At 38.0% G+C, this 18,413-nt stretch carries 21 protein-coding genes; 20 read left to right on the top strand and 1 reads right to left on the bottom strand.

Annotated features, from left to right (window positions below; translation table 11 throughout):
- The first annotated feature begins 20 nt into the window (after window positions 1–20).
- The 15 genes from LB452_RS00240 to paaZ all read left to right on the top strand — a co-directional run bounded on the left by LB452_RS00240 (window position 21) and on the right by paaZ (window position 13,753).
- Window positions 21–587: a sugar transferase gene (locus LB452_RS00240; protein WP_224459721.1), complete on the top strand. Its 567-nt coding sequence runs from the start codon at window positions 21–23 to the stop codon at window positions 585–587.
- Between the two features lie 10 nt (window positions 588–597).
- Window positions 598–1,746: a DegT/DnrJ/EryC1/StrS family aminotransferase gene (locus tag LB452_RS00235; RefSeq protein ID WP_224459720.1), complete on the top strand. Its 1,149-nt coding sequence runs from the start codon at window positions 598–600 to the stop codon at window positions 1,744–1,746.
- 3 nt (window positions 1,747–1,749) lie between these two features.
- Entirely contained in the window at window positions 1,750–2,310 is a 561-nt protein-coding gene (locus LB452_RS00230; RefSeq protein ID WP_224459719.1) for a nitroreductase family protein, read from the top strand.
- A 92-nt stretch (window positions 2,311–2,402) separates the two neighbouring features.
- Window positions 2,403–3,476 carry a 2Fe-2S iron-sulfur cluster-binding protein gene (locus LB452_RS00225; RefSeq protein WP_224459718.1) on the top strand — a complete coding sequence of 358 codons (1,074 nt, stop codon included), beginning with the start codon at window positions 2,403–2,405 and terminating at the stop codon, window positions 3,474–3,476.
- Window positions 3,477–3,509: 33 nt separating this feature from the next.
- On the top strand, window positions 3,510–4,469 hold the full coding sequence (gene paaA / locus LB452_RS00220; RefSeq protein WP_407692599.1) for a 1,2-phenylacetyl-CoA epoxidase subunit PaaA: 960 nt from the start codon (window positions 3,510–3,512) through the stop codon (window positions 4,467–4,469).
- Window positions 4,470–4,497: 28 nt separating this feature from the next.
- Window positions 4,498–4,785, top strand: coding sequence for a 1,2-phenylacetyl-CoA epoxidase subunit PaaB (paaB, locus tag LB452_RS00215; protein ID WP_224459716.1), 288 nt, complete (start codon window positions 4,498–4,500; stop codon window positions 4,783–4,785).
- A gap of 39 nt (window positions 4,786–4,824) precedes the next feature.
- Window positions 4,825–5,580 carry a 1,2-phenylacetyl-CoA epoxidase subunit PaaC gene (gene paaC / locus LB452_RS00210; RefSeq protein WP_224459715.1) on the top strand — a complete coding sequence of 252 codons (756 nt, stop codon included), beginning with the start codon at window positions 4,825–4,827 and terminating at the stop codon, window positions 5,578–5,580.
- Between the two features lie 114 nt (window positions 5,581–5,694).
- The gene (gene paaD / locus LB452_RS00205) at window positions 5,695–6,195 is read left to right on the top strand and encodes a 1,2-phenylacetyl-CoA epoxidase subunit PaaD (protein WP_224459714.1); all 501 of its coding nucleotides are present in this window, start codon (window positions 5,695–5,697) and stop codon (window positions 6,193–6,195) included.
- A gap of 252 nt (window positions 6,196–6,447) precedes the next feature.
- Window positions 6,448–7,230, top strand: a complete 783-nt coding sequence (locus tag LB452_RS00200) for an enoyl-CoA hydratase-related protein (RefSeq protein WP_224459713.1) — start codon at window positions 6,448–6,450, stop codon at window positions 7,228–7,230.
- Window positions 7,231–7,339: 109 nt separating this feature from the next.
- Window positions 7,340–7,711: a four helix bundle protein gene (locus LB452_RS00195; RefSeq protein ID WP_224459712.1), complete on the top strand. Its 372-nt coding sequence runs from the start codon at window positions 7,340–7,342 to the stop codon at window positions 7,709–7,711.
- Between the two features lie 46 nt (window positions 7,712–7,757).
- Entirely contained in the window at window positions 7,758–8,930 is a 1,173-nt protein-coding gene (locus LB452_RS00190) for a 3-hydroxyacyl-CoA dehydrogenase NAD-binding domain-containing protein (protein WP_224459711.1), read from the top strand.
- A 52-nt stretch (window positions 8,931–8,982) separates the two neighbouring features.
- Entirely contained in the window at window positions 8,983–9,360 is a 378-nt protein-coding gene (locus LB452_RS00185; RefSeq protein WP_224459710.1) for a four helix bundle protein, read from the top strand.
- Between the two features lie 25 nt (window positions 9,361–9,385).
- Window positions 9,386–9,802: a PaaI family thioesterase gene (locus tag LB452_RS00180; RefSeq protein ID WP_224459709.1), complete on the top strand. Its 417-nt coding sequence runs from the start codon at window positions 9,386–9,388 to the stop codon at window positions 9,800–9,802.
- Window positions 9,803–9,988: 186 nt separating this feature from the next.
- Window positions 9,989–11,194 (top strand): 3-oxoadipyl-CoA thiolase, encoded by a 1,206-nt coding sequence (gene pcaF / locus LB452_RS00175; protein ID WP_224459708.1) that lies wholly within the window; start codon window positions 9,989–9,991, stop codon window positions 11,192–11,194.
- Window positions 11,195–11,242: 48 nt separating this feature from the next.
- Window positions 11,243–13,753, top strand: coding sequence for a phenylacetic acid degradation bifunctional protein PaaZ (paaZ, locus tag LB452_RS00170; protein WP_224459707.1), 2,511 nt, complete (start codon window positions 11,243–11,245; stop codon window positions 13,751–13,753).
- A 79-nt stretch (window positions 13,754–13,832) separates the two neighbouring features.
- Here paaZ and LB452_RS00165 read toward each other — a convergent pair whose 3' ends face one another.
- On the bottom strand, window positions 13,833–14,648 hold the full coding sequence (locus LB452_RS00165; RefSeq protein ID WP_224459706.1) for a hypothetical protein: 816 nt from the start codon (window positions 14,646–14,648) through the stop codon (window positions 13,833–13,835).
- A 127-nt stretch (window positions 14,649–14,775) separates the two neighbouring features.
- Here LB452_RS00165 and LB452_RS00160 point away from each other — a divergent pair, with 127 nt between their 5' ends.
- From LB452_RS00160 to LB452_RS00140, 5 genes are all read left to right on the top strand, one after another.
- Window positions 14,776–15,528, top strand: a complete 753-nt coding sequence (locus tag LB452_RS00160; protein WP_224459705.1) for an enoyl-CoA hydratase/isomerase family protein — start codon at window positions 14,776–14,778, stop codon at window positions 15,526–15,528.
- A 76-nt stretch (window positions 15,529–15,604) separates the two neighbouring features.
- Window positions 15,605–15,919: a GIY-YIG nuclease family protein gene (locus LB452_RS00155; RefSeq protein WP_224460181.1), complete on the top strand. Its 315-nt coding sequence runs from the start codon at window positions 15,605–15,607 to the stop codon at window positions 15,917–15,919.
- Between the two features lie 50 nt (window positions 15,920–15,969).
- Window positions 15,970–16,572, top strand: a complete 603-nt coding sequence (locus tag LB452_RS00150; protein ID WP_224459704.1) for an acyltransferase — start codon at window positions 15,970–15,972, stop codon at window positions 16,570–16,572.
- 95 nt (window positions 16,573–16,667) lie between these two features.
- Window positions 16,668–17,990, top strand: coding sequence for a dihydrolipoamide acetyltransferase family protein (locus LB452_RS00145; protein ID WP_224459703.1), 1,323 nt, complete (start codon window positions 16,668–16,670; stop codon window positions 17,988–17,990).
- A gap of 54 nt (window positions 17,991–18,044) precedes the next feature.
- Window positions 18,045–18,392 (top strand): four helix bundle protein, encoded by a 348-nt coding sequence (locus tag LB452_RS00140; RefSeq protein ID WP_224459702.1) that lies wholly within the window; start codon window positions 18,045–18,047, stop codon window positions 18,390–18,392.
- Window positions 18,393–18,413: the final 21 nt, after the last annotated feature.

Below are 18,413 nucleotides of genomic sequence, written 5' to 3'. Positions count from 1 at the left end.
GCTTTGTTTATTTTAGGCTCATGTATTTGAAACTTGTAAAGCCAATATTTGATTTCATTCTGAGTTTTTTCGGACTCCTATTTTTGTCACCATTTCTGATTTTAATCTGGATTATACTTCTTTTAATTCATAAGTCCAGTCCAATTTTTTTTCAAAAGCGCGTCGGTCAATATGGTGAGTTTTTTACGGTCTATAAATTTAAAACGATCAAGGAAAACAGTCAATCCCATTATTTTTTGAAATTACTTCGAAAAACAAAAATTGACGAGTTGCCTCAGTTATTGAATGTGCTCAAAGGTGACATGAGTCTAGTGGGACCAAGACCAGATATTCCAGGTTATTACGATAAATTAAAAGGTGAGGATCGATTAATACTTCAATTAAAACCTGGGATTACCGGATATGCGTCATTAAAATTTGTCAATGAAGAACAACTGCTTGCTGAAAAGGAAGATCCACTGGCTCATAATGACACTGTTTTATTTCCTCAAAAAGTGAAGTTAAATCTAGAGTATTATCAAAGGGTTTCATTTACAACTGACTTAAAAATACTTTTAAAAACAATACTTTTACCATTCTATCACTAATCTTATTTGAATGTCTTCAGAATTATCAAAAATATGGTTATCCTCACCTCACATGGGCGGTCAAGAACAAGAATTTGTCAACAAAGCCTTTGAAGAAAATTGGATTGCTCCTTTAGGGCCTAACGTCAACGGATTTGAATCTGATTTGAAGGAATACATAGATCAAGATAAAGAAGTTGCTGTTTTGAGTAGTGGAACAGCCGCAATTCATTTAGCTTTAGTTCAATTAGGTGTTAAAGCAGGAGACGAAGTGATTTGCCAGAGTTTTACCTTTAGTGGTTCTGCCAATCCTATTATGTATCAAGGCGCAACACCTGTTTTTGTTGATAGTGAGCCTCAAACCTGGAATATTTGTCCAAAAGCTCTTGAGAAAGCAATAAAAGATAGAATCTCTAAGGGTAAAAGACCAAAAGCAATTATTCCCGTTCATTTGTACGGCATGCCTTACATGGTAGATGAGGTTCATGAAGTCGCCTCAAAATATAATATTCCAATTGTGGAAGATGCCGCAGAATCTTTAGGATCTACCTACAAATCAAAATCTTGCGGAACCTTTGGTGAGTTTGCCGCCTTATCGTTCAATGGCAATAAAATTATCACCACTTCTGGCGGCGGGGCTTTGGTCAGCAATAATAAAGCTTCTAAAGAGAAAACGGTTTTTTATTCAACTCAGGCCAGGGATCAGGCGCCGCATTATCAGCATTCCGAAATTGGGTTCAATTACAGAATGAGCAATATTTCTGCTGGTATTGGTCGCGGTCAAATGCTGGTTTTGGACAAGCATGTGGCCTTGAGGCGAGAAATGCATCAGTTTTATGAGACTATTTTTTCTGAAATTGATGGAGTAGAAGTTTTAACTGAGCCATCAGATGACTATTTCAGTAATCATTGGTTGTCAGCAATCACTATAGATCCAATTAAGACCAATGGCATTGATAGAGAACAAATGCGATTGCATCTCGAAACTCATAATATTGAAAGTCGGCCACTTTGGAAACCTATGCATTTGCAGCCGGTCTTTGCACATATGCCTTATTACGGTGGAAAAGTTGCTGAGGAATTATTTGAAAGAGGCTTATGTCTACCTTCGGGATCAAATCTAAATGATAAAGACAGAAAGAGAATTAAAGAGGCTATTTTAGAAGTGTTTAAAAACTAAATCATGGATATATTCGAACTTATAGAAAAAAGGCGATCTGTTTTTCCAAAACAATACAACGATGAACCTATCTTGAAGGATGAACTTGATAAAATTCTTGCAACAGCCAATTGGGCTCCCAATCATAAAAAGACTGAACCATGGCGTTTTAAAGTTATACAGGGCGATAGTAAATTGAAATTAGCGAATTTTCTGGCCGATAAAAATGCTGAACTAGAGGGGAAGCCATCATCCTTCAAAAGGAAAAAAATAGTTTCTAAGTTTGAGGAATCTCATTCAGTAATCGCGATCTGCATGCAAAGAAGCCCAAAAGGTAAACCGCCTGAATGGGAAGAGGTTTCCGCTGTCGCCATGGCAGTTCAAAACATGTGGCTGGCTTGCACTGAGCTTAATATTGGAGCTTACTGGAGCTCACCATCTTATAAAGACTTAGTGAGTGACTTCTTCAATTTAAATGAAGGAGAATCTTGTTTGGGATTTTTTTACATGGGAAAATATAATGGTGAGCTTGAAGAAGGTGAGCGCAAGTCCTCGATAGAAGCTAAAGTCGAATATTACTCATAACTTGTAGAGGTTTTACCAGCTAAAATAATTTAACACCAATTTTTCGAATTTTAAACTAACAAACGTTAGTTTTGTTATTAAACTATTAATAAATGCCGAGTTTTTTTCCGATTAAAGTAAAGGATGTCTATAAAGAAACAGAAGATTGTTCTGTGATTACTTTTGATATCCCAGAAGATTTAAAATCTGATTTTATGTACCATCAAGGTCAGCACTTGACTTTGAAAAAAGACATTAATGGGGAAGACATTAGGAGATCTTATTCTTTATGTTCAAGTCCTGTTGATGATGAATGGAAAGTTGCCGTTAAACAGATTTTCGAAGGGAAATTTTCAACATATGTGAATCAAGAGTTGAAGGCTAATGATATTTTGGAAGTGATGCCTCCAAGCGGTGAGTTTGGTGTTGATGCTCAACAAGATACAGACAAGACTTACTTGTTTTTTGCTGCGGGAAGTGGGATCACGCCAATTTTGTCGATGATAAAAACGCATTTAGCCAAAGAGCCGAATGCAAATTGTAAGCTGTTTTATTTGAATAAGAATGCTAAATCCATTATCTTCAAAGAGGAAATTGAACAAATCAGAAATCGCTACTTCGGGAGATTTGAAATTTTCTATTTTTTAACTCGAGAACAGCGTGATATTGAATTGCTAAACGGAAGATTTACTCCTGAAAAGGTACAGACATTAGCCAATTCAGTCTTTGATATCGATGAGGTAAGTGATGTATTTATTTGCGGCCCAGAGCAAATGATTTTCATGATTCGTGATGAATTAACTTCTCTAGGTTTGAATGAAAACAATATTCATTTTGAATTATTTGTTTCTGGACTTTCAGAAGAAGACAAAAGGCGAACAGAAGAAGCTTTGGCTAAACGAAAAGACGGGACTCAAATCACCATTTTGGATGGTGGTAAAGAGTTTCATTTTGCCATGACCAAAGACTATGACAACCTGTTAGATGCTGCTTTGGCTGCAGGAGCAGATTTACCTTTTGCTTGCAAAGGGGGCGTTTGCAGTACTTGTAAATGTCGTGTGATGGAAGGTAATGTAGAAATGAAAGTAAATTACGCTTTAGAAAAAGAAGAAGTTGCTCAAAATCTGGTACTGAGTTGTCAATCTGTACCAACTACAGATAAAGTAACTGTAGATTTTGACGTTTAATAAAATTTGAAAAAATAAGCTACTATGGAAAATATGAAAGAAAAAGAACAGATGAAAAGCTTAGAAGATATTTTTGAAGCAAAAATTGCTCGTGATGAAAAAATCGAGCCAAAAGACTGGATGCCGGAGAAATATAGAAAAACACATATCCGCCAGATTTCACAACACGCACACTCCGAAATTGTCGGGATGCTGCCAGAAGGAAACTGGATTACAAGAGCGCCATCTTTAAGAAGAAAAGTAGCGCTTCTAGCTAAAGTTCAAGACGAAGCCGGGCATGGTTTATACCTTTATTCGGCTTGTGAGACTCTAGGAATTTCCAGAGAGGAACTTTACGATCAGTTGCATTCTGGAAAAGCTAAATATTCAAGTATTTTTAATTATCCAACACTTACGTGGGCAGACATAGGTGCGATCGGCTGGTTAGTCGATGGTGCAGCGATTATCAACCAGGTGCCATTGTGTAGTACATCTTTTGGACCTTACGCAAGAGCAATGGTAAGGGTCTGTAAGGAAGAAAGTTTTCACCAAAGACAAGGTTATGAAATTATGATGACGCTTTGCAACGGAACTCAAGAGCAAAAAGACATGGCGCAAGATGCATTGAATCGTTGGTGGTGGCCATCTTTAATGATGCTTGGTCCTACAGATGATGAATCTACCCATACAGAGCAGTCCATGAAATGGAAACTCAAGCGTAAAACTAATGATGAGTTGCGTCAGCAATTTATTGACCAAACGGTTCCTCAAGCCGATATCCTCGGACTTAAAGTGCCAGATGAAAATTTGAAATACAACAATGAAACTGGCCACTATAACTTTGGTGATATCGATTGGGAAGAGTTTTGGCAAGTCGTAAAAGGTCACGGAATGTGCAATAAAGAGCGTATTTCAGCCAGAAAGAATGCCTGGGATAATGGAGAGTGGGTAAGAGACGCAGCTATTGCTTACGCAGATAAGCAAGCTGATAAAGAAGTAAAAGAAGCAGTATAGAAAGCTTTAATTTTTAAAATAAAATTCAATGTCAAAAAAAAACTGGCCACTTTGGGAAGTTTTCGTAAGAAGTAAAAATGGATTAGAGCACCGTCATTTCGGGAGTTTACACGCTCCAGACCCAGATATGGCGCTCAAAAACGCAAGAGATGTTTACACAAGACGCAGTGAGGGTGTGAGTATCTGGGTAGTAGAATCCAAAAATATAAAAGCATCCAACCCAGATGATAACGGAGAAATGTTTGAACCTGCTGCGGATAAGGCATACCGTCATCCGACCTTTTATGAGTTGCCAGACGATATTGAACACATGTAACTGATAATCAGGCTGTTTTAATTTTAAAGATTTAAGTAAATGACGAACGAAAATTTAATTCAATATATCTACGGGATTGCCGATAATTCTTTGATTTTAGGTCAGAGAATTTCCGAACTCTGTGGACATGGTCCGACTTTGGAGACTGATATTGCCATGACTAATATGGCTCTGGATTTACTTGGTCAGACTAGAAGTTATTACCAGTACGTAGCCGAGCTTTCACCGAAAGACATAACTGAAGATGATGTTGCTTTTCTAAGAACAGAGCGCGAGTATAAAAATGTGCTTTTGGTAGAACAGCCCAACACGGATTTTGCTTACGTCATTGTTAGACAATATTTTTTTGATGTTTTTCATTTCATGCTTTTAAAAGAGTTAGAAAATTCCAAAAATGTCAATTTTCAAGCGATTGCTAAAAAGAGTTTGAAGGAGGTTTCTTATCATAAACGTTTTTCTGGAGACTGGCTCAAAAGACTAGGTGATGGAACCGAAGAAAGCAAACAAAAAGCTCAGCAGGCTATTGATGATTTGTGGGTGTATACCGATGAATTATTTCATATGACAGATAATGACAAAGCAGTCTCAAAAGCTGGTTATGGTGTAGATACCACAAACTTAAAAGACAGTTATTACGCTGCCATTACCTCACTCCTTAAAGAAGCAACACTAGATATTCCAGATACAAAATATTTTCAGAAAGGTGGTAAAAATGGAATTCACACAGAGCATATGGGTTTTATTTTATCAGACATGCAGTACATGCAGAGAACCTATCCAGGTATGAAGTGGTAGATTAGATTTGAGAGGTTAGGCTGTAGATACTTAAAGTCAGAAGTGCGATGTTTAATACTAAAGTGGCATATAGAATATTAAAGCTACTAATAACTGTCAACTATTAACTAATTTATGACGCAAGAAGCAGACATAGCAACAGAACTGTACACTATACTGAAATCGGTTCCCGATCCAGAAATTCCCGTATTGTCTATAATTGATTTAGGCGTAGTTCGTTCCGCAACAGTGCTGCCTAACCAAGTGGCAAAAGTTGAAATAACCCCTACTTATAGCGGTTGTCCAGCCATGGATGTGATTGGTGACGATATCAAAACCGAACTTGCAAAACACGGCTATAAGCCTGAGGTTAAGCTTATTTTGTCTCCCGCATGGACCACAGACTGGATGACCGATGAAGGCAAAAAAGCACTCAAGGATTACGGGATTGCCCCACCTATGGATGCTACCTCAGATAAAGATGCTCTACTTGGCAATAAGCGAGTAATACCTTGCCCGCAATGCGAATCTAAAAACACGAGATTGGTAAGTCAGTTTGCATCCACAGCCTGCAAGGCGATGTTCAAATGTGAGGACTGCGAAGAAACTTTCGATTATTTTAAATGTTTAATCTAAGCTTGTTTTGGCGGTTACCCCCATTTAAAAATGAGGGTCGGGCTTTCGGCAGTCGCTTTCCTGTTGCAAAAACAGGAAGAGCTCCAACAAGTGCCTCAATCCCTAACCGAAGCTTACTTCAAATGTTATTTTTTCAAGACTAGGATTAGAGATCAATTTGATTTATCGATTGAGAGTCTAACTTACTTAAAGATTAATTTAAATCCTAATTTCGTAACTTTTCGCATTCAAAATCACTAAAAATTCAAAACTATGGATTCCAGTATATTACTCACTATTCAAAATCAAGTTGCTTACATAAAATTCAATAGACCCAACAAATTCAATAGTTTCAATCGGGAAATGGCTTTTTCTTTGCAAAAAACACTAGACGATTGTATCCGTAATGATGAGGTGAGAGCTATTGTTTTAACTGGTGAAGGCAAAGCCTTTTGTGCAGGTCAGGACATACAGGAAATTACAGATCCGGATCAGCATCCTGGATTCAAAAAAATATTAGATGACCATTACAATCCTATCATTACGAGAATCAGAAATATCGAAAAACCTGTCATTGCTTCTGTTAACGGTGTAGCTGCAGGAGCAGGAGCCAACATCGCTTTAGCTTGTGATATCGTTGTTGCCAGCGAACAAGCTAGTTTTATTCAGGCCTTTTCAAAAATTGGATTGATCCCCGATTCTGCAGGCACTTTTTTTCTGCCAAGACTAGTTGGTTTCCAAAGAGCATCCGCTTTAGCCATGCTGGGTGACAAAGTAGATGCGGTTGAAGCGGAACGTATGGGCATGATTTACAAATATTATTCAGCCGAAACTTACCAAGAAGAAGTAAAGAAGTTAGCAGAAAAATTAGCCAAAATGCCCACCAAAGCTTTGGCCTATACCAAAAAAGCACTGAACAAGTCCTTCAATAATTCACTTGAAGACCAACTCGCTTTAGAGTCTGAATATCAAATCGCCGCCGCCAATACAAATGATTATGAAGAAGGTGTGTCCGCATTTATGGAAAAGAGAGAGGCGAAGTTTAGAGGAAAATAAATTGAGTATTTGAGATTAAAGATTTCAGATTAACGATTGGAGATTGATGGTAGGAGATTGCTGATTTTTTAATCAATGCTTAAATAAGTTAAACATAAATCTTTTAAGTATGAAACCAGTTGAGTTAGAAGATAGACTGATCCAATTTTCAATCGATTCTATTTTATTTTGTAAAACTGTCAAGAATAATTTTGAAGGAGAATATTTGACCAAACAGTTAATAAGATCTGCTAGTTCTTCAGCTTTGAATTACGGCGAAGCAAGAAGCGCTGAGTCTATAAGAGACTTTCTTCATAAAATGAAAATTTGTTTAAAGGAATTAAGGGAATGTTTGATTAATCTGAAAATTCAAAAGGGAGCAAACTTAACATCGGATACTGACTCATTAGATAAATTATTGAAAGAAAATAATGAACTGATATCCATATTTGTGATCAGTATTAAAACTTCTACTGCAAAACTCAATATTAAATCGAAATAAATCAACAATCGTTAATCAACAATCTAATAAAATCGTTAATTACAATATGAACATAGCCATAATAGGAAGCGGAACCATGGGAAGCGGCATAGCGCAGGTAGCAGCAACGGCAGGTTGCCAGGTGAAGCTTTACGATACCAAAGCAGAAGCACTTGATAAAGCTAAACAGGCTTTGGAGAAAATTCTGAGTCGGTTAATTGAAAAAGGGCGTATTGATGACCAGAAAAAAAACAGAATACAGGGAAACATCAGTTATGTAGAAAATTTGAAGGATCTTGCTGATGCAGATTTGACCATAGAAGCTATTATTGAAAATCTGGAGATCAAGCAAAAGGTGTTTAAAGAGTTGGAAAGTTACCAAAGTGATGAAGCCATTATTGCCAGCAATACGTCGTCTTTGTCCATTGCTTCGATTGCTTCAGCTTTACAAAAACCAGAGCGATGCATTGGTGTTCACTTTTTCAATCCAGCACCATTGATGCCTTTGGTAGAAATTGTACCTGCTGTGCAAACTTCTTCTGATGTTTTTGATAAGGTATTTTCAATTATGCAAGACTGGAAAAAAGTGCCGGTTAAGGCTAAAGACACTCCTGGATTTATTGTGAATCGGGTAGCTCGACCATTTTACGGAGAAGCACTTAGAATTTACGAAGAGCGTTTTGCAGGTGTCCCTGAAGGCGAAGCAGGTTTTGCAACAATTGATTGGGCGATGAAAGAATTTGGCGGATTTAAAATGGGGCCTTTTCAGTTGATGGACTTTATCGGAAACGACGTCAATTATACCGTTACCGAAACTGTTTTTGAAGCTTTTTACTACGACCCACGGTACAAGCCATCATTTACCCAAAAGCGCTTTGCGGAGGCAGGCTATTTAGGTCGAAAGTCAGGCAAAGGGTTTTATGATTATAGAGAAAATGCACAAAAAATAGCGCCTGTCAAAGACCGTGAAATGGGTCAACAGATATTTGATCGGGTGTTAGCTATGCTTATCAATGAAGCCGCAGATGCTTTATTCTTAAATATCGCTACTGCTAAAGATATTGATTTGGCTATGACTAAGGGAGTCAACTATCCAAAAGGACTTTTGAAATGGGCTAATAAAAAAGGCATTGACTGGTGTGTTGAACAGATGGATCATCTTTACGACACCTACAGAGAGGATCGATATAGATGTAGCCCGTTGTTGAGGAAAATGGCGAAAGAAGGAGGGAGGTTTTAGGTTCTAGGTAATAGGAGGTAGGTGTTAGGTAGTAGGAATAAATAATCGAGTTATGAAATCTAAGTTTCATTTTAAATTTGAGGATTTTAAAGTTTATCAAAAGGCAATGGATTTTGGAGAAGTTGTTCATCAACAGACAAAAGATTTTCCGAAAGAAGAACGTTTCGAATTGACTTCTCAGTTCAGGAGAGCCGGTGACTCTATTGCTTTAAACATAGCAGAAGGTTCTGCCGGAACAGATAAACAATTTCATAATTACCTTGGCAATGCTTATCACAGCTTACATGAATGTGTCGCTTGTAGTACTAAAGCTGTCCGGAGAAATTATATTAGTCAGGAAGAAAATGAAGCAAATCGAGAACACTTGGTTGAGATGGTAAAAATGATAAGCGGCTTACGTGCTTCAATTTTTAAAAGAATAAGTAAATAACAACTAAACTTTATACCTAAACCCTATGTCCTACAACCTAATACCTCAAAAAATGCTCTCACAAGATCCCTTCAGCAGTTGGCTGGGAATTGAGATTTTGGAGGTGAGTTTAGGTAAGTGTAAAGTGGGACTGAAAGTAAGACCGGAGATGCTCAATTCCATGCAGAAAGCTCATGGAGGTATCACCTATGCTTTGGCAGATACCGCTTTTGGTTTTGCAGCGAATACTCATGGAAAATATGCAGTGTCTATCGAAACCTCTATCAATCATATTGAAGCCTTGGAAGAAGGCGATTATATCACCGCCGAATCCAGTGTGGAAGTGACAAAAAATAAACTTGGTTTTCATGTCGTAGAGGTTAAAAAAGAAGATCAGTTAGTAGCGCTTTTCAAAGGAGTTGTGTACAGAACCTCAAAAGAGTGGGACTTAAATGATGACTAAAAACATTAAATTTAAAACAAATTTGCGTTAAGGATTGTAGTGGAAAGCCTGCAGGATTGGTGTTGTGCTGAAACAGCTTTGCCAAAGCGACTGAAAGGAGCTCATGGGAAAGTTTGCGAAAGCCATCACCGGACGAGGACTTGAAACGAAAAGCCTGTTAACGCCCAAAATAACAAAATACAAGACATGGATGCATTTATAATCGACGGAATTCGAACGCCAATTGGAAATTATAAAGGGAAGCTTTCACCAGTGAGAGCTGACGATTTGGGGGCCTTGGTCATCAAAGAAATCGTAAGTAGAAATTCATCTATTCCCAAAGAAGCTTTTGATGATGTGATATTGGGATGTGCCAATCAGGCGGGGGAAGACAACCGAAACGTGGCTAGAATGTGCTCACTTTTGGCGGGATTGCCTCACTCTGTGCCAGGAGAAACGGTAAATCGACTTTGCAGTAGTGGACTGTCAGCGATTATTCACGCCAACCGAGCTATAAAAGCAGGGGATGGCGATTTATTTATCGCTGGTGGAGTTGAGCACATGACACGTGGTCCTTACGCTATTTCTAAAGCTTCATCGGCTTACGGAAATGATTCCAAAATGTACGATACTAGCTTTGGGTGGCGGTTTGTGAATCCAAAAATGCACGAACAATATGGAACGGATGGTATGGGTGTGACGGCTGAAAATCTGGTCGATATCCACAAAATTTCGCGTGAAGACCAGGACGCCTTTGCTTATCATTCTCAGATGAAAGCTTCGAAAGCTCAGGAAAACGGCCGATTGGCCAGAGAAATTGTCGCTGTAAATATTCCACGACGAAAGCAGAATGATTTGGTGTTTGTTCAGGATGAGTTTGTGAAACCACAAACCAAGCTGGAAGTTTTGGCTAAGCTACGTCCGGCATTTAGAAAAGACGGAAGCGTGACAGCCGGAAATTCGTCAGGCCTCAATGATGGTGCTGCAGCTACGATTGTGGCTTCACAAAAAGCAGTTGAAAAATATAATTTGAATCCGATGGCTAAAATTTTGAGTTCTGCTGTGGTTGGGGTTGAACCAAGAATTATGGGTATTGGGCCTGTGGAAGCGTCCAATAAGGCTTTGGCAAAAGCAGGTTTGAAAATGGAAGATATGGATGTGATTGAATTGAATGAAGCCTTTGCAGCTCAATCCTTAGCTTGTATCCGCGCCTGGGGATTGAAAGACGACGATCCACGAATTAACCCTAACGGGGGCGCGATTGCGATTGGTCATCCACTCGGGGTTACTGGAGCAAGGCTTGCTTATTCGGCTGCTTTGGAGCTTAAAATGACTAATAAAAAATATGCACTTGTTACCATGTGTGTAGGAGTTGGACAAGGTTACGCAGCTGTGATTGAGAATGCGAGTTAAGAATTGAAGCTCATTTAAATTTAATAAAAGATCATTAATTAAAATATCATGCAAACCACACAAAGTTACATACAAGGCCAATGGAAGGAAGGAAGGGGGAAGGGAAAACCTATTTTTGATTCCATTACTGGAGAACATTTTACAAATATAACTGTTGCAGGTTTCGATATTCCTGAAGTTTTGGCTTACGGTCGTGAAAAGGGTGAAACCTTGCGACAAATGACGTTTCAGGAACGTGGAAATATGCTGAAATCTTTAGCATTCTATCTACAGAAGAAAAAAAGAGCATTTTATGAATTGAGCTATCGTACTGGGGCTACAAAGATGGATTCTTGGTTTGATATTGATGGCGGTTTTGGAAATTTGTTTGCCAATGCGTCTTTAAGGAAGTTGTTTCCCAATCAGCCCTTTGATGTAGAAGGTGACCCTATTGATTTGTCTCGTGGTGGCCGGTTTATGGCGCATCATATTTTGGTACCCAAAGAAGGTGTTGCGGTTCACATCAATGCCTTCAATTTTCCTGTGTGGGGAATGCTGGAAAAATGTGCGGTCAACTGGATGGCTGGAGTGCCAGCTGTCGTTCTGCCAGCCCCACAGTCGGCGTATTTGACTGAAGCCGTCGTCAAAGAAATCATCGCTTCAGGCATTTTGCCAGAAGGTACTTTGCAACTGATTTCAGGCACGGAGAAAAACATTTTGGATAGTGTCGAATCACAGGACATTGTCACGTTTACAGGTTCTGCCGCAACTGGACGAATGCTTAAAAATCATCCAAGATTGCTTGAAGAATCTGTTCCATTTACCATGGAAGCAGATTCTCTGAATGCTTGTATTTTGGGAGAAGATGCAGTTCCAGGCACCCCTGAATTCGATTTATTTATAAGAGAGGTTAGAAATGAAATGACAGTGAAATGCGGTCAGAAATGTACGGCGATTCGTCGAGCGATTGTTCCAGAATCTCTCATTGAAGATGTCCAAATTGCCTTAGGAAAAGCTTTGGATAAAGTGACATTGGGAGATCCAAGACTGAAGGAAGTCCGAATGGGAAGTCTTATTGATAAACAACAAGTAGAAGCCGTAAAAAAAGCAGTCGGAGAGATTTCAAAAACTGCAGAAATCGTTTATGGCGATTTTGACTCGGCAGAAACCATTAATGCTGAATTTGAAAAAGGAGCTTTTATCAAACCCATTTTGATGAGAGAGGATAAGCCTTTCATAAATGAAGCTGCTCACATTACCGAAGCCTTTGGGCCTGTAAGCACACTGATGCCTTATAAAAATTTAGAAGAAGCGATTCAGCTTTCTAAAAAAGGAAGAGGTTCTTTGGTAAGTTCAATTTTCACTAATGATGATCGGATTGCAACTGAATATACCATAAAATCGGCGTCGCATCACGGAAGAATCATGTCCATTAATCGGGAATCTGCCAAGCAAAGTACAGGTCATGGTGCCCCTTTACCTAATTTGGTTCACGGTGGTCCTGGCCGAGCCGGTGGTGGAGAAGAAATGGGTGGAAAACGCGGGATCAAGCACTTTATGCAGCGTTGCGCGATTCAGGGAAGTCCAACCACTTTAACTGAAATCACTGGCATTTATCAGCCGAAAGCAAACTACAAAGACGCCGAAAAGCATCCATTTGCTTACCATTGGGAAGACATACAGCCCGGAATGTCCTTAAAAACGCATAACCGAACCTTAACCGACACAGATATTATCAACTTCGGAAACTTAACCTGGGATCACTTTTATGCGCATACGGATATCACTTCTTTGGAAGGCAGTATTTTTGAGCAGCGAACTGCTCATGGTTATTTCATAATTTCAGCAGCAGCTGGATTGTTTGTTTATCCAAATAAAGGTCCTGTCGCGGCTAATTACGGTTTAGAAGAAATTCGATTTCTAAGACCGCTATATCACAATGATACTATAAATGTCCGATTAACTTGCAAAGAGAAAGTGGATCGCGATCAAAAAGGAAAGGAATTACCAAGCGGCATTGTGAAATGGTATGTGGAAGTCTTTGATGTGGAGGCGGTAGAAGAAGAGGACAAGCTGGTGGCCATTGCGACTATTTTGACCATGGTTCAGAAAAAACAAGAAACCTTTTATGAAGTGGATAAGGATTTTATTGATAGTAAGTTAAAATCACTTTCAGAAGAAAGTCAGGCGAAATGGGGGATGATGACGCCACAACATATGCTGGAGCATTTGGAAATGAGTTTGAGGATAGCTACAGGAGACATATCCAATTTTGAAATTGCCACACCTGAAGAGCATTTAGAGAAAGTTCAGGAAACCTTATACAACTACGAAAAAATGCCACACGGTTATAAGATGCCTTTGATGAAGGAAAATGAACTTGAAGCCTTAAATCATAGCACTCTAGAGGAGGCTAAAAAAGCTTTATTGGAGTCTTATGAGGCTTATGAAGTTTATTTTAGAGAACATCCGGATGCAGTTACAAAGAATGCAGTTTTTGGAGAATTGACAAGTTTTGAGTGGAAGCTTTTAAACAGAAAGCATTTTAATCATCATTTTGAACAGTTTGGGTTGATTTAAAATCTCAAAAAAAATGCTGTCTAAATCGAATTTAGACAGCATTTTTTTAATTGCTATTCATAAGTCTTATAATTTAAATCTAGCTTTTCATATAGAAAATGTAAAACACCATTTCACCAGAGTAGGACACATTGTCTTTACGGGGACTTTTAAATTTAGATTCATGAAAAACCTCAACGACGTTCTTTTTAAAAATAGTATCAAGCTTTGAGTTGCCACTATTTGATACTATTTTAGTTATTGTGTCATCTTTATTGTAAAGAATTTTAATTTCAAAGAAATTCATCCCAGGGTTTAAAAAGGTGTTTATTTGATCAGGTTCAATTTTATTAAAAAGAAAGTTTAGCATATAGTTACTGTAACTATTAAATGCTTTTTCTTCATCTTCATATTTGCAATAAATATCAATGCTGGGATAAATCCTTTCGTTGCCTTTATAATCATTTTTATCGGTTACTTTACTCATCTTATGATTAGCCTCAACACCAGTAGTATTTGTTTTAATAACAACAGGTAAATTAATGGTAGCATTGATGGGTTTACCATCTTGAATACCAGGTTCTATTATTTTAAGTTTATTCAATGTGTTTTCAAATTCCTTTTTAATAACAGGATTATTTGAGTTTAAATGAACTAAATGAACAGATTTATCTTTTTGTACCTCAAAAGCTAGGTTGAATTTGTTGATTCCTGGTTTGAGTTCATTTCTAAATTTTCTCCCTACGCTGCGTGTAAACAAATTCGAAACCTTTTTCGAAAAACAATCTTTCAGCTCCATGTTTCCCTCTGCATTTTTACAGCCTTTAGCAATTATATAGGTTTCATCTGGATCTTGAGAATAAGCAGAAGCAGACACAAGCAAAAACACAAACAATAGTATTGGGAGGGTTTTCATTTATAAAGTTTTAAAAAGGTTAGATTAGGTGTAAAACTACTAAATTTAAAATAATCCAATTGCGAATGATACTAACAATCATTAGTTTTGAACATGACCCGAAAACGATTGAGAAATACTATAAATTATGACGAAACCTTACGTAAAAAAAGACATAAAAGACAAAATTGCGACGATAGAATTTTTTCATCCTGCACATAATTCATTACCGAGTGATATTCTAGCTCAATTAGCTGATACCATCACCAAAGTAGGTCATGATGATGACGTTTTGGTGGTGGTCTTAAAATCTGGAGGTGATCGAACGTTTTGTGCCGGAGCCAGTTTTAAAGAATTGATTTCTATTAACGATGAGCAAACTGGAGAAAAGTTCTTTAGTGGATTTGCCAATGTAATCAACGCCATGCGTAAATGTCCAAAATTTATTATTGGGCGTGTTCAAGGTAAAACTGTTGGCGGTGGCGTAGGCCTTGCCTCTTCTATGGATTATTGCATGGCTACCAAATACGCTGCTATCAAGTTGAGTGAATTGAATCTTGGAATAGGTCCTTTTGTTGTTGGTCCTGCCGTTGAACGTAAATTGGGTGTTAGTGGAATGTCCCAGATTGCAATAGATGCCAACACATTCTATACAGCAGAATGGGCAAAAGGCAAAGGTTTATATGCAAATGTTTACGATTCTACAGAAGATTTGGATATTGCTATAGCAGAATTTGCAAAAAATTTATGCGAATATAATCCTGAAGCTGTCAAGCAAATGAAACAAATGTTTTGGCGAGGAACTGAAGACTGGGATGAGTTGTTAAAAGAACGTGCGAAAATCAGTGGAAAGTTAGTGTTAAGTTCTTTTACGAAGGAGAAGCTGAAGCGGTTTAAATAGAGAGATTTACATTCGCGCATGCGGATGTCTATTTTATGAAATCATTACTTTAAATTTTGACAAAAACTGAAGAATGATGAGTCATTACGTTTATATCATAACCAATAAAAATAATACTGTGCTTTATATTGGGGTTACAAATGATCTTGATGAGCGAATAAAAGGGCATAAACTAAAAACATATCCAAGATCTTTTACGGCAAGATACAATTGTAATAAACTGGTATACTTTGAAGAATTTGATAGTTCAGTCGAAGCTTCTACAAGAGAAAAAAGGTTTAAAAAATGGAACAGAGCATGGAAGATAAATTTAATAGAAGAAATGAATCCAAGTTGGTCTAATTTATCAGATAACTGGAACCTTGATTTATCAAGATCAAGATTGAAATAATATTATTATTTGAATGTGCGGGAAGAGATTTCCGCAAAAGCAGAAATTTCATGATCTACAAATTCAAAAACCATATACCAGTCGTACATGAATCCAGCTTTGTGCATCCGTTGGCTGCAGTAACAGGCAACGTCATTATTGGCAAGGATTGTTATATTGGACCTGGAGCGGCTATTCGCGGAGATTGGGGTGAGATTATTTTGGAAGATGGAGTGAATGTGCAGGAAAACTGTACGGTACATATGTTTCCGGGCAAAAGCATAACACTTAAGAAAGGGGCGCATGTAGGTCATGGAGCTATTATTCATGGAGCAAATCTTGGAGAAAATTGCCTTATCGGTATGAACTCCGTGATCATGGATGACGCCGAAATTGGCGACGAATGTATTATTGGTGCTTTGGCGTTTGTGAAAGCGGAAACCAAAATATCCAGCCGCAGTTTAGTAGTAGGAAACCCGGGTAAAATTATCAAGGAAGTTTCTGATGAAATGATAGCCTGGAAAACAGCAGGTACGCTATTGTATCAGCAGCTGCCAGCTGACTGTCATGAAAGCTTAGAAGAAGTACAGCCACTTCGAGAAATCCCAGAAAACCGGCCTGTACAGGAAGATTTCTATAAGACGTTGAATGAATTTAAGAGCGGTATTAATTAGAGATTACTGGGTAGTGATGAGTGGCTAGAAAACAAAGAAAAACTTAGCGTCTTGGTAAGATATTAGAAAAGAGAAAAAGCTAGATTGAAGAAATTATGAGTGAAAAAGCTAAAGAGTTTAAACTTCCTAAAATGGGAGAAAGTATTACTGAGGGAACTATTCTGAACTGGATGGTGAACGAAGGAGATACTTTTCAAAAAGGTGATATCTTAATAGAAGTAGGGACAGATAAAGTGGATAATGAAGTGCCGGCACCTTTTTCAGGGAGACTTATCGAAAAGAAGTATCAAGCCAATGATATAGTTAAAATTGGTGAAACAATTGCACTAATTGAAGCTATGGATGATGTAGAATCAATATCAGAAGCAAATACTGAAAAGCAAATTAAACAAGAGACCAATAAAATTTCATCAACTAAGCCCCGACCCGAAAAACCAAAATCACAATCGAGTGAAACATCAAAATATGTTTCTAAGGTAGAGTGGAAGCCAAGTGATAGAGGAGATCAGTTTTATTCACCACTTGTCGAAAAAATAGCAAAAGATCATCACATCAGCTATGAAGAACTGGCGAGAATTCCAGCGTCGGGGGCAAACGATCGACTCCAAAAATCTGACATATTTAACTATATTGATGCGGGCAGACCCGCTCAATTTGCTCAACCCGAACCGACTCAGCACGCATCTGGTTTTCAAGTGCCCGATTTACAATTTGACAAAGGAAAAGGCAAACGTGTGGAAATGGATCGCATGCGACAGATGATTGCAGACCACATGGTGTTTTCCAAGCATACCTCTCCACACGTTACCGCTTATGTGGAGGCAGACATGACTAATCTGGTCAACTGGAGAAATGCCAATAAGAAAACATTTCAGGAAAAGACCGGTGAGAAGCTCACCTTTACTCCACTTTTCATTCAGGCAGTGACCAAGGCGATTCAGGATTACCCCATGATCAATTCCTCTTTGGACGGAAACGAGATCATTGTGAAAGAGGATATTCATATCGGCATGGCTACGGCTCTACCTAGTGGAAATTTGATCGTACCTGTAGTTCGGAATTCAGATCAAAAAGATTTGAAAGCATTAGCGAAAAACGTGAATTTACTAGCCCAAAAAGCGAGAGATAATAAGCTTACCAGCGAAGAAACCAAAGGCAGCACCTTTACCATTTCCAATGTAGGCACCTTTGGGAGCTTGATGGGAACGCCGATTATCAATCAGCCAGAGGCGGCGATTCTAGCGACGGGCATCATCAAAAAAAGAGCTGAGGTTATTGAATATGAAGACGGTGATAAAATTGAAATCCGACAAATGATGTATTTATCACTCTCCTTCGATCACCGTATTGTAGATGGCTTTTTAGCCGGAAGTTTTCTAAGGAGAATAGCGGATTATTTGGAGAAAGAAAAAAAATAAAATTTTGAATTTTGAATTCTAAATTTTAAATGACAATAACTTAATTGGTCTGTAATGAAATCAAACATAGTAAAAGATAAAAGCTTTGAATTTTCGTTGAAGATTATACTGTTGTTTAAAATGATGCAAGATCAAAAAGAGTTTATAATTTCAAAACAGATATTGAGAAGCGGGACCAGTATAGGAGCCAATATCGCTGAGTCAGAAGCAGCTCAAAGTCGAATTGATTTTGTCCATAAGTTATCGATTGCATCTAAAGAGGCAAGAGAAACAGTCTACTGGCTGCAGCTTTTGGATAAAAGTGAATTAGTGAATATAGAGGTAAATACTCACATCAAAGATTGTGAAGAGATTATTCGCTTACTAACTTCAATTATCAAAACAATCAAATCCAAATTATGAATTAAAAATTCATAATTTAAA

The organism is Psychroflexus longus (genome assembly GCF_020164595.1).
GTDB classification, from domain to species: domain Bacteria; phylum Bacteroidota; class Bacteroidia; order Flavobacteriales; family Flavobacteriaceae; genus Psychroflexus; species Psychroflexus longus.
This window is presented reverse-complemented; position numbering and strand designations above follow the sequence as displayed.

Bases quoted from the DNA above. Each gene is read 5' to 3' on its own strand.
- LB452_RS00195 (WP_224459712.1), top strand. From the start codon at position 7,340: ATGAAACCAGTTGAGTTAGAAGATAGACTGATCCAATTTTCAATCGAT.
- paaA (WP_407692599.1), top strand. From the start codon at position 3,510: ATGAAAGAAAAAGAACAGATGAAAAGCTTAGAAGATATTTTTGAAGCA.
- LB452_RS00235 (WP_224459720.1), top strand. From the start codon at position 598: ATGTCTTCAGAATTATCAAAAATATGGTTATCCTCACCTCACATGGGC.
- LB452_RS00190 (WP_224459711.1), top strand. From the start codon at position 7,758: ATGAACATAGCCATAATAGGAAGCGGAACCATGGGAAGCGGCATAGCG.
- LB452_RS00180 (WP_224459709.1), top strand. From the start codon at position 9,386: ATGTCCTACAACCTAATACCTCAAAAAATGCTCTCACAAGATCCCTTC.
- paaC (WP_224459715.1), top strand. From the start codon at position 4,825: ATGACGAACGAAAATTTAATTCAATATATCTACGGGATTGCCGATAAT.
- LB452_RS00145 (WP_224459703.1), top strand. From the start codon at position 16,668: ATGAGTGAAAAAGCTAAAGAGTTTAAACTTCCTAAAATGGGAGAAAGT.
- LB452_RS00185 (WP_224459710.1), top strand. From the start codon at position 8,983: ATGAAATCTAAGTTTCATTTTAAATTTGAGGATTTTAAAGTTTATCAA.
- LB452_RS00140 (WP_224459702.1), top strand. From the start codon at position 18,045: ATGAAATCAAACATAGTAAAAGATAAAAGCTTTGAATTTTCGTTGAAG.
- paaZ (WP_224459707.1), top strand. From the start codon at position 11,243: ATGCAAACCACACAAAGTTACATACAAGGCCAATGGAAGGAAGGAAGG.
- LB452_RS00200 (WP_224459713.1), top strand. From the start codon at position 6,448: ATGGATTCCAGTATATTACTCACTATTCAAAATCAAGTTGCTTACATA.
- LB452_RS00240 (WP_224459721.1), top strand. From the start codon at position 21: ATGTATTTGAAACTTGTAAAGCCAATATTTGATTTCATTCTGAGTTTT.
- LB452_RS00155 (WP_224460181.1), top strand. From the start codon at position 15,605: ATGAGTCATTACGTTTATATCATAACCAATAAAAATAATACTGTGCTT.
- pcaF (WP_224459708.1), top strand. From the start codon at position 9,989: ATGGATGCATTTATAATCGACGGAATTCGAACGCCAATTGGAAATTAT.
- LB452_RS00230 (WP_224459719.1), top strand. From the start codon at position 1,750: ATGGATATATTCGAACTTATAGAAAAAAGGCGATCTGTTTTTCCAAAA.
- LB452_RS00165 (WP_224459706.1), bottom strand. From the start codon at position 14,648: ATGAAAACCCTCCCAATACTATTGTTTGTGTTTTTGCTTGTGTCTGCT.
- LB452_RS00225 (WP_224459718.1), top strand. From the start codon at position 2,403: ATGCCGAGTTTTTTTCCGATTAAAGTAAAGGATGTCTATAAAGAAACA.
- paaB (WP_224459716.1), top strand. From the start codon at position 4,498: ATGTCAAAAAAAAACTGGCCACTTTGGGAAGTTTTCGTAAGAAGTAAA.
- paaD (WP_224459714.1), top strand. From the start codon at position 5,695: ATGACGCAAGAAGCAGACATAGCAACAGAACTGTACACTATACTGAAA.
- LB452_RS00150 (WP_224459704.1), top strand. From the start codon at position 15,970: ATGATCTACAAATTCAAAAACCATATACCAGTCGTACATGAATCCAGC.
- LB452_RS00160 (WP_224459705.1), top strand. From the start codon at position 14,776: ATGACGAAACCTTACGTAAAAAAAGACATAAAAGACAAAATTGCGACG.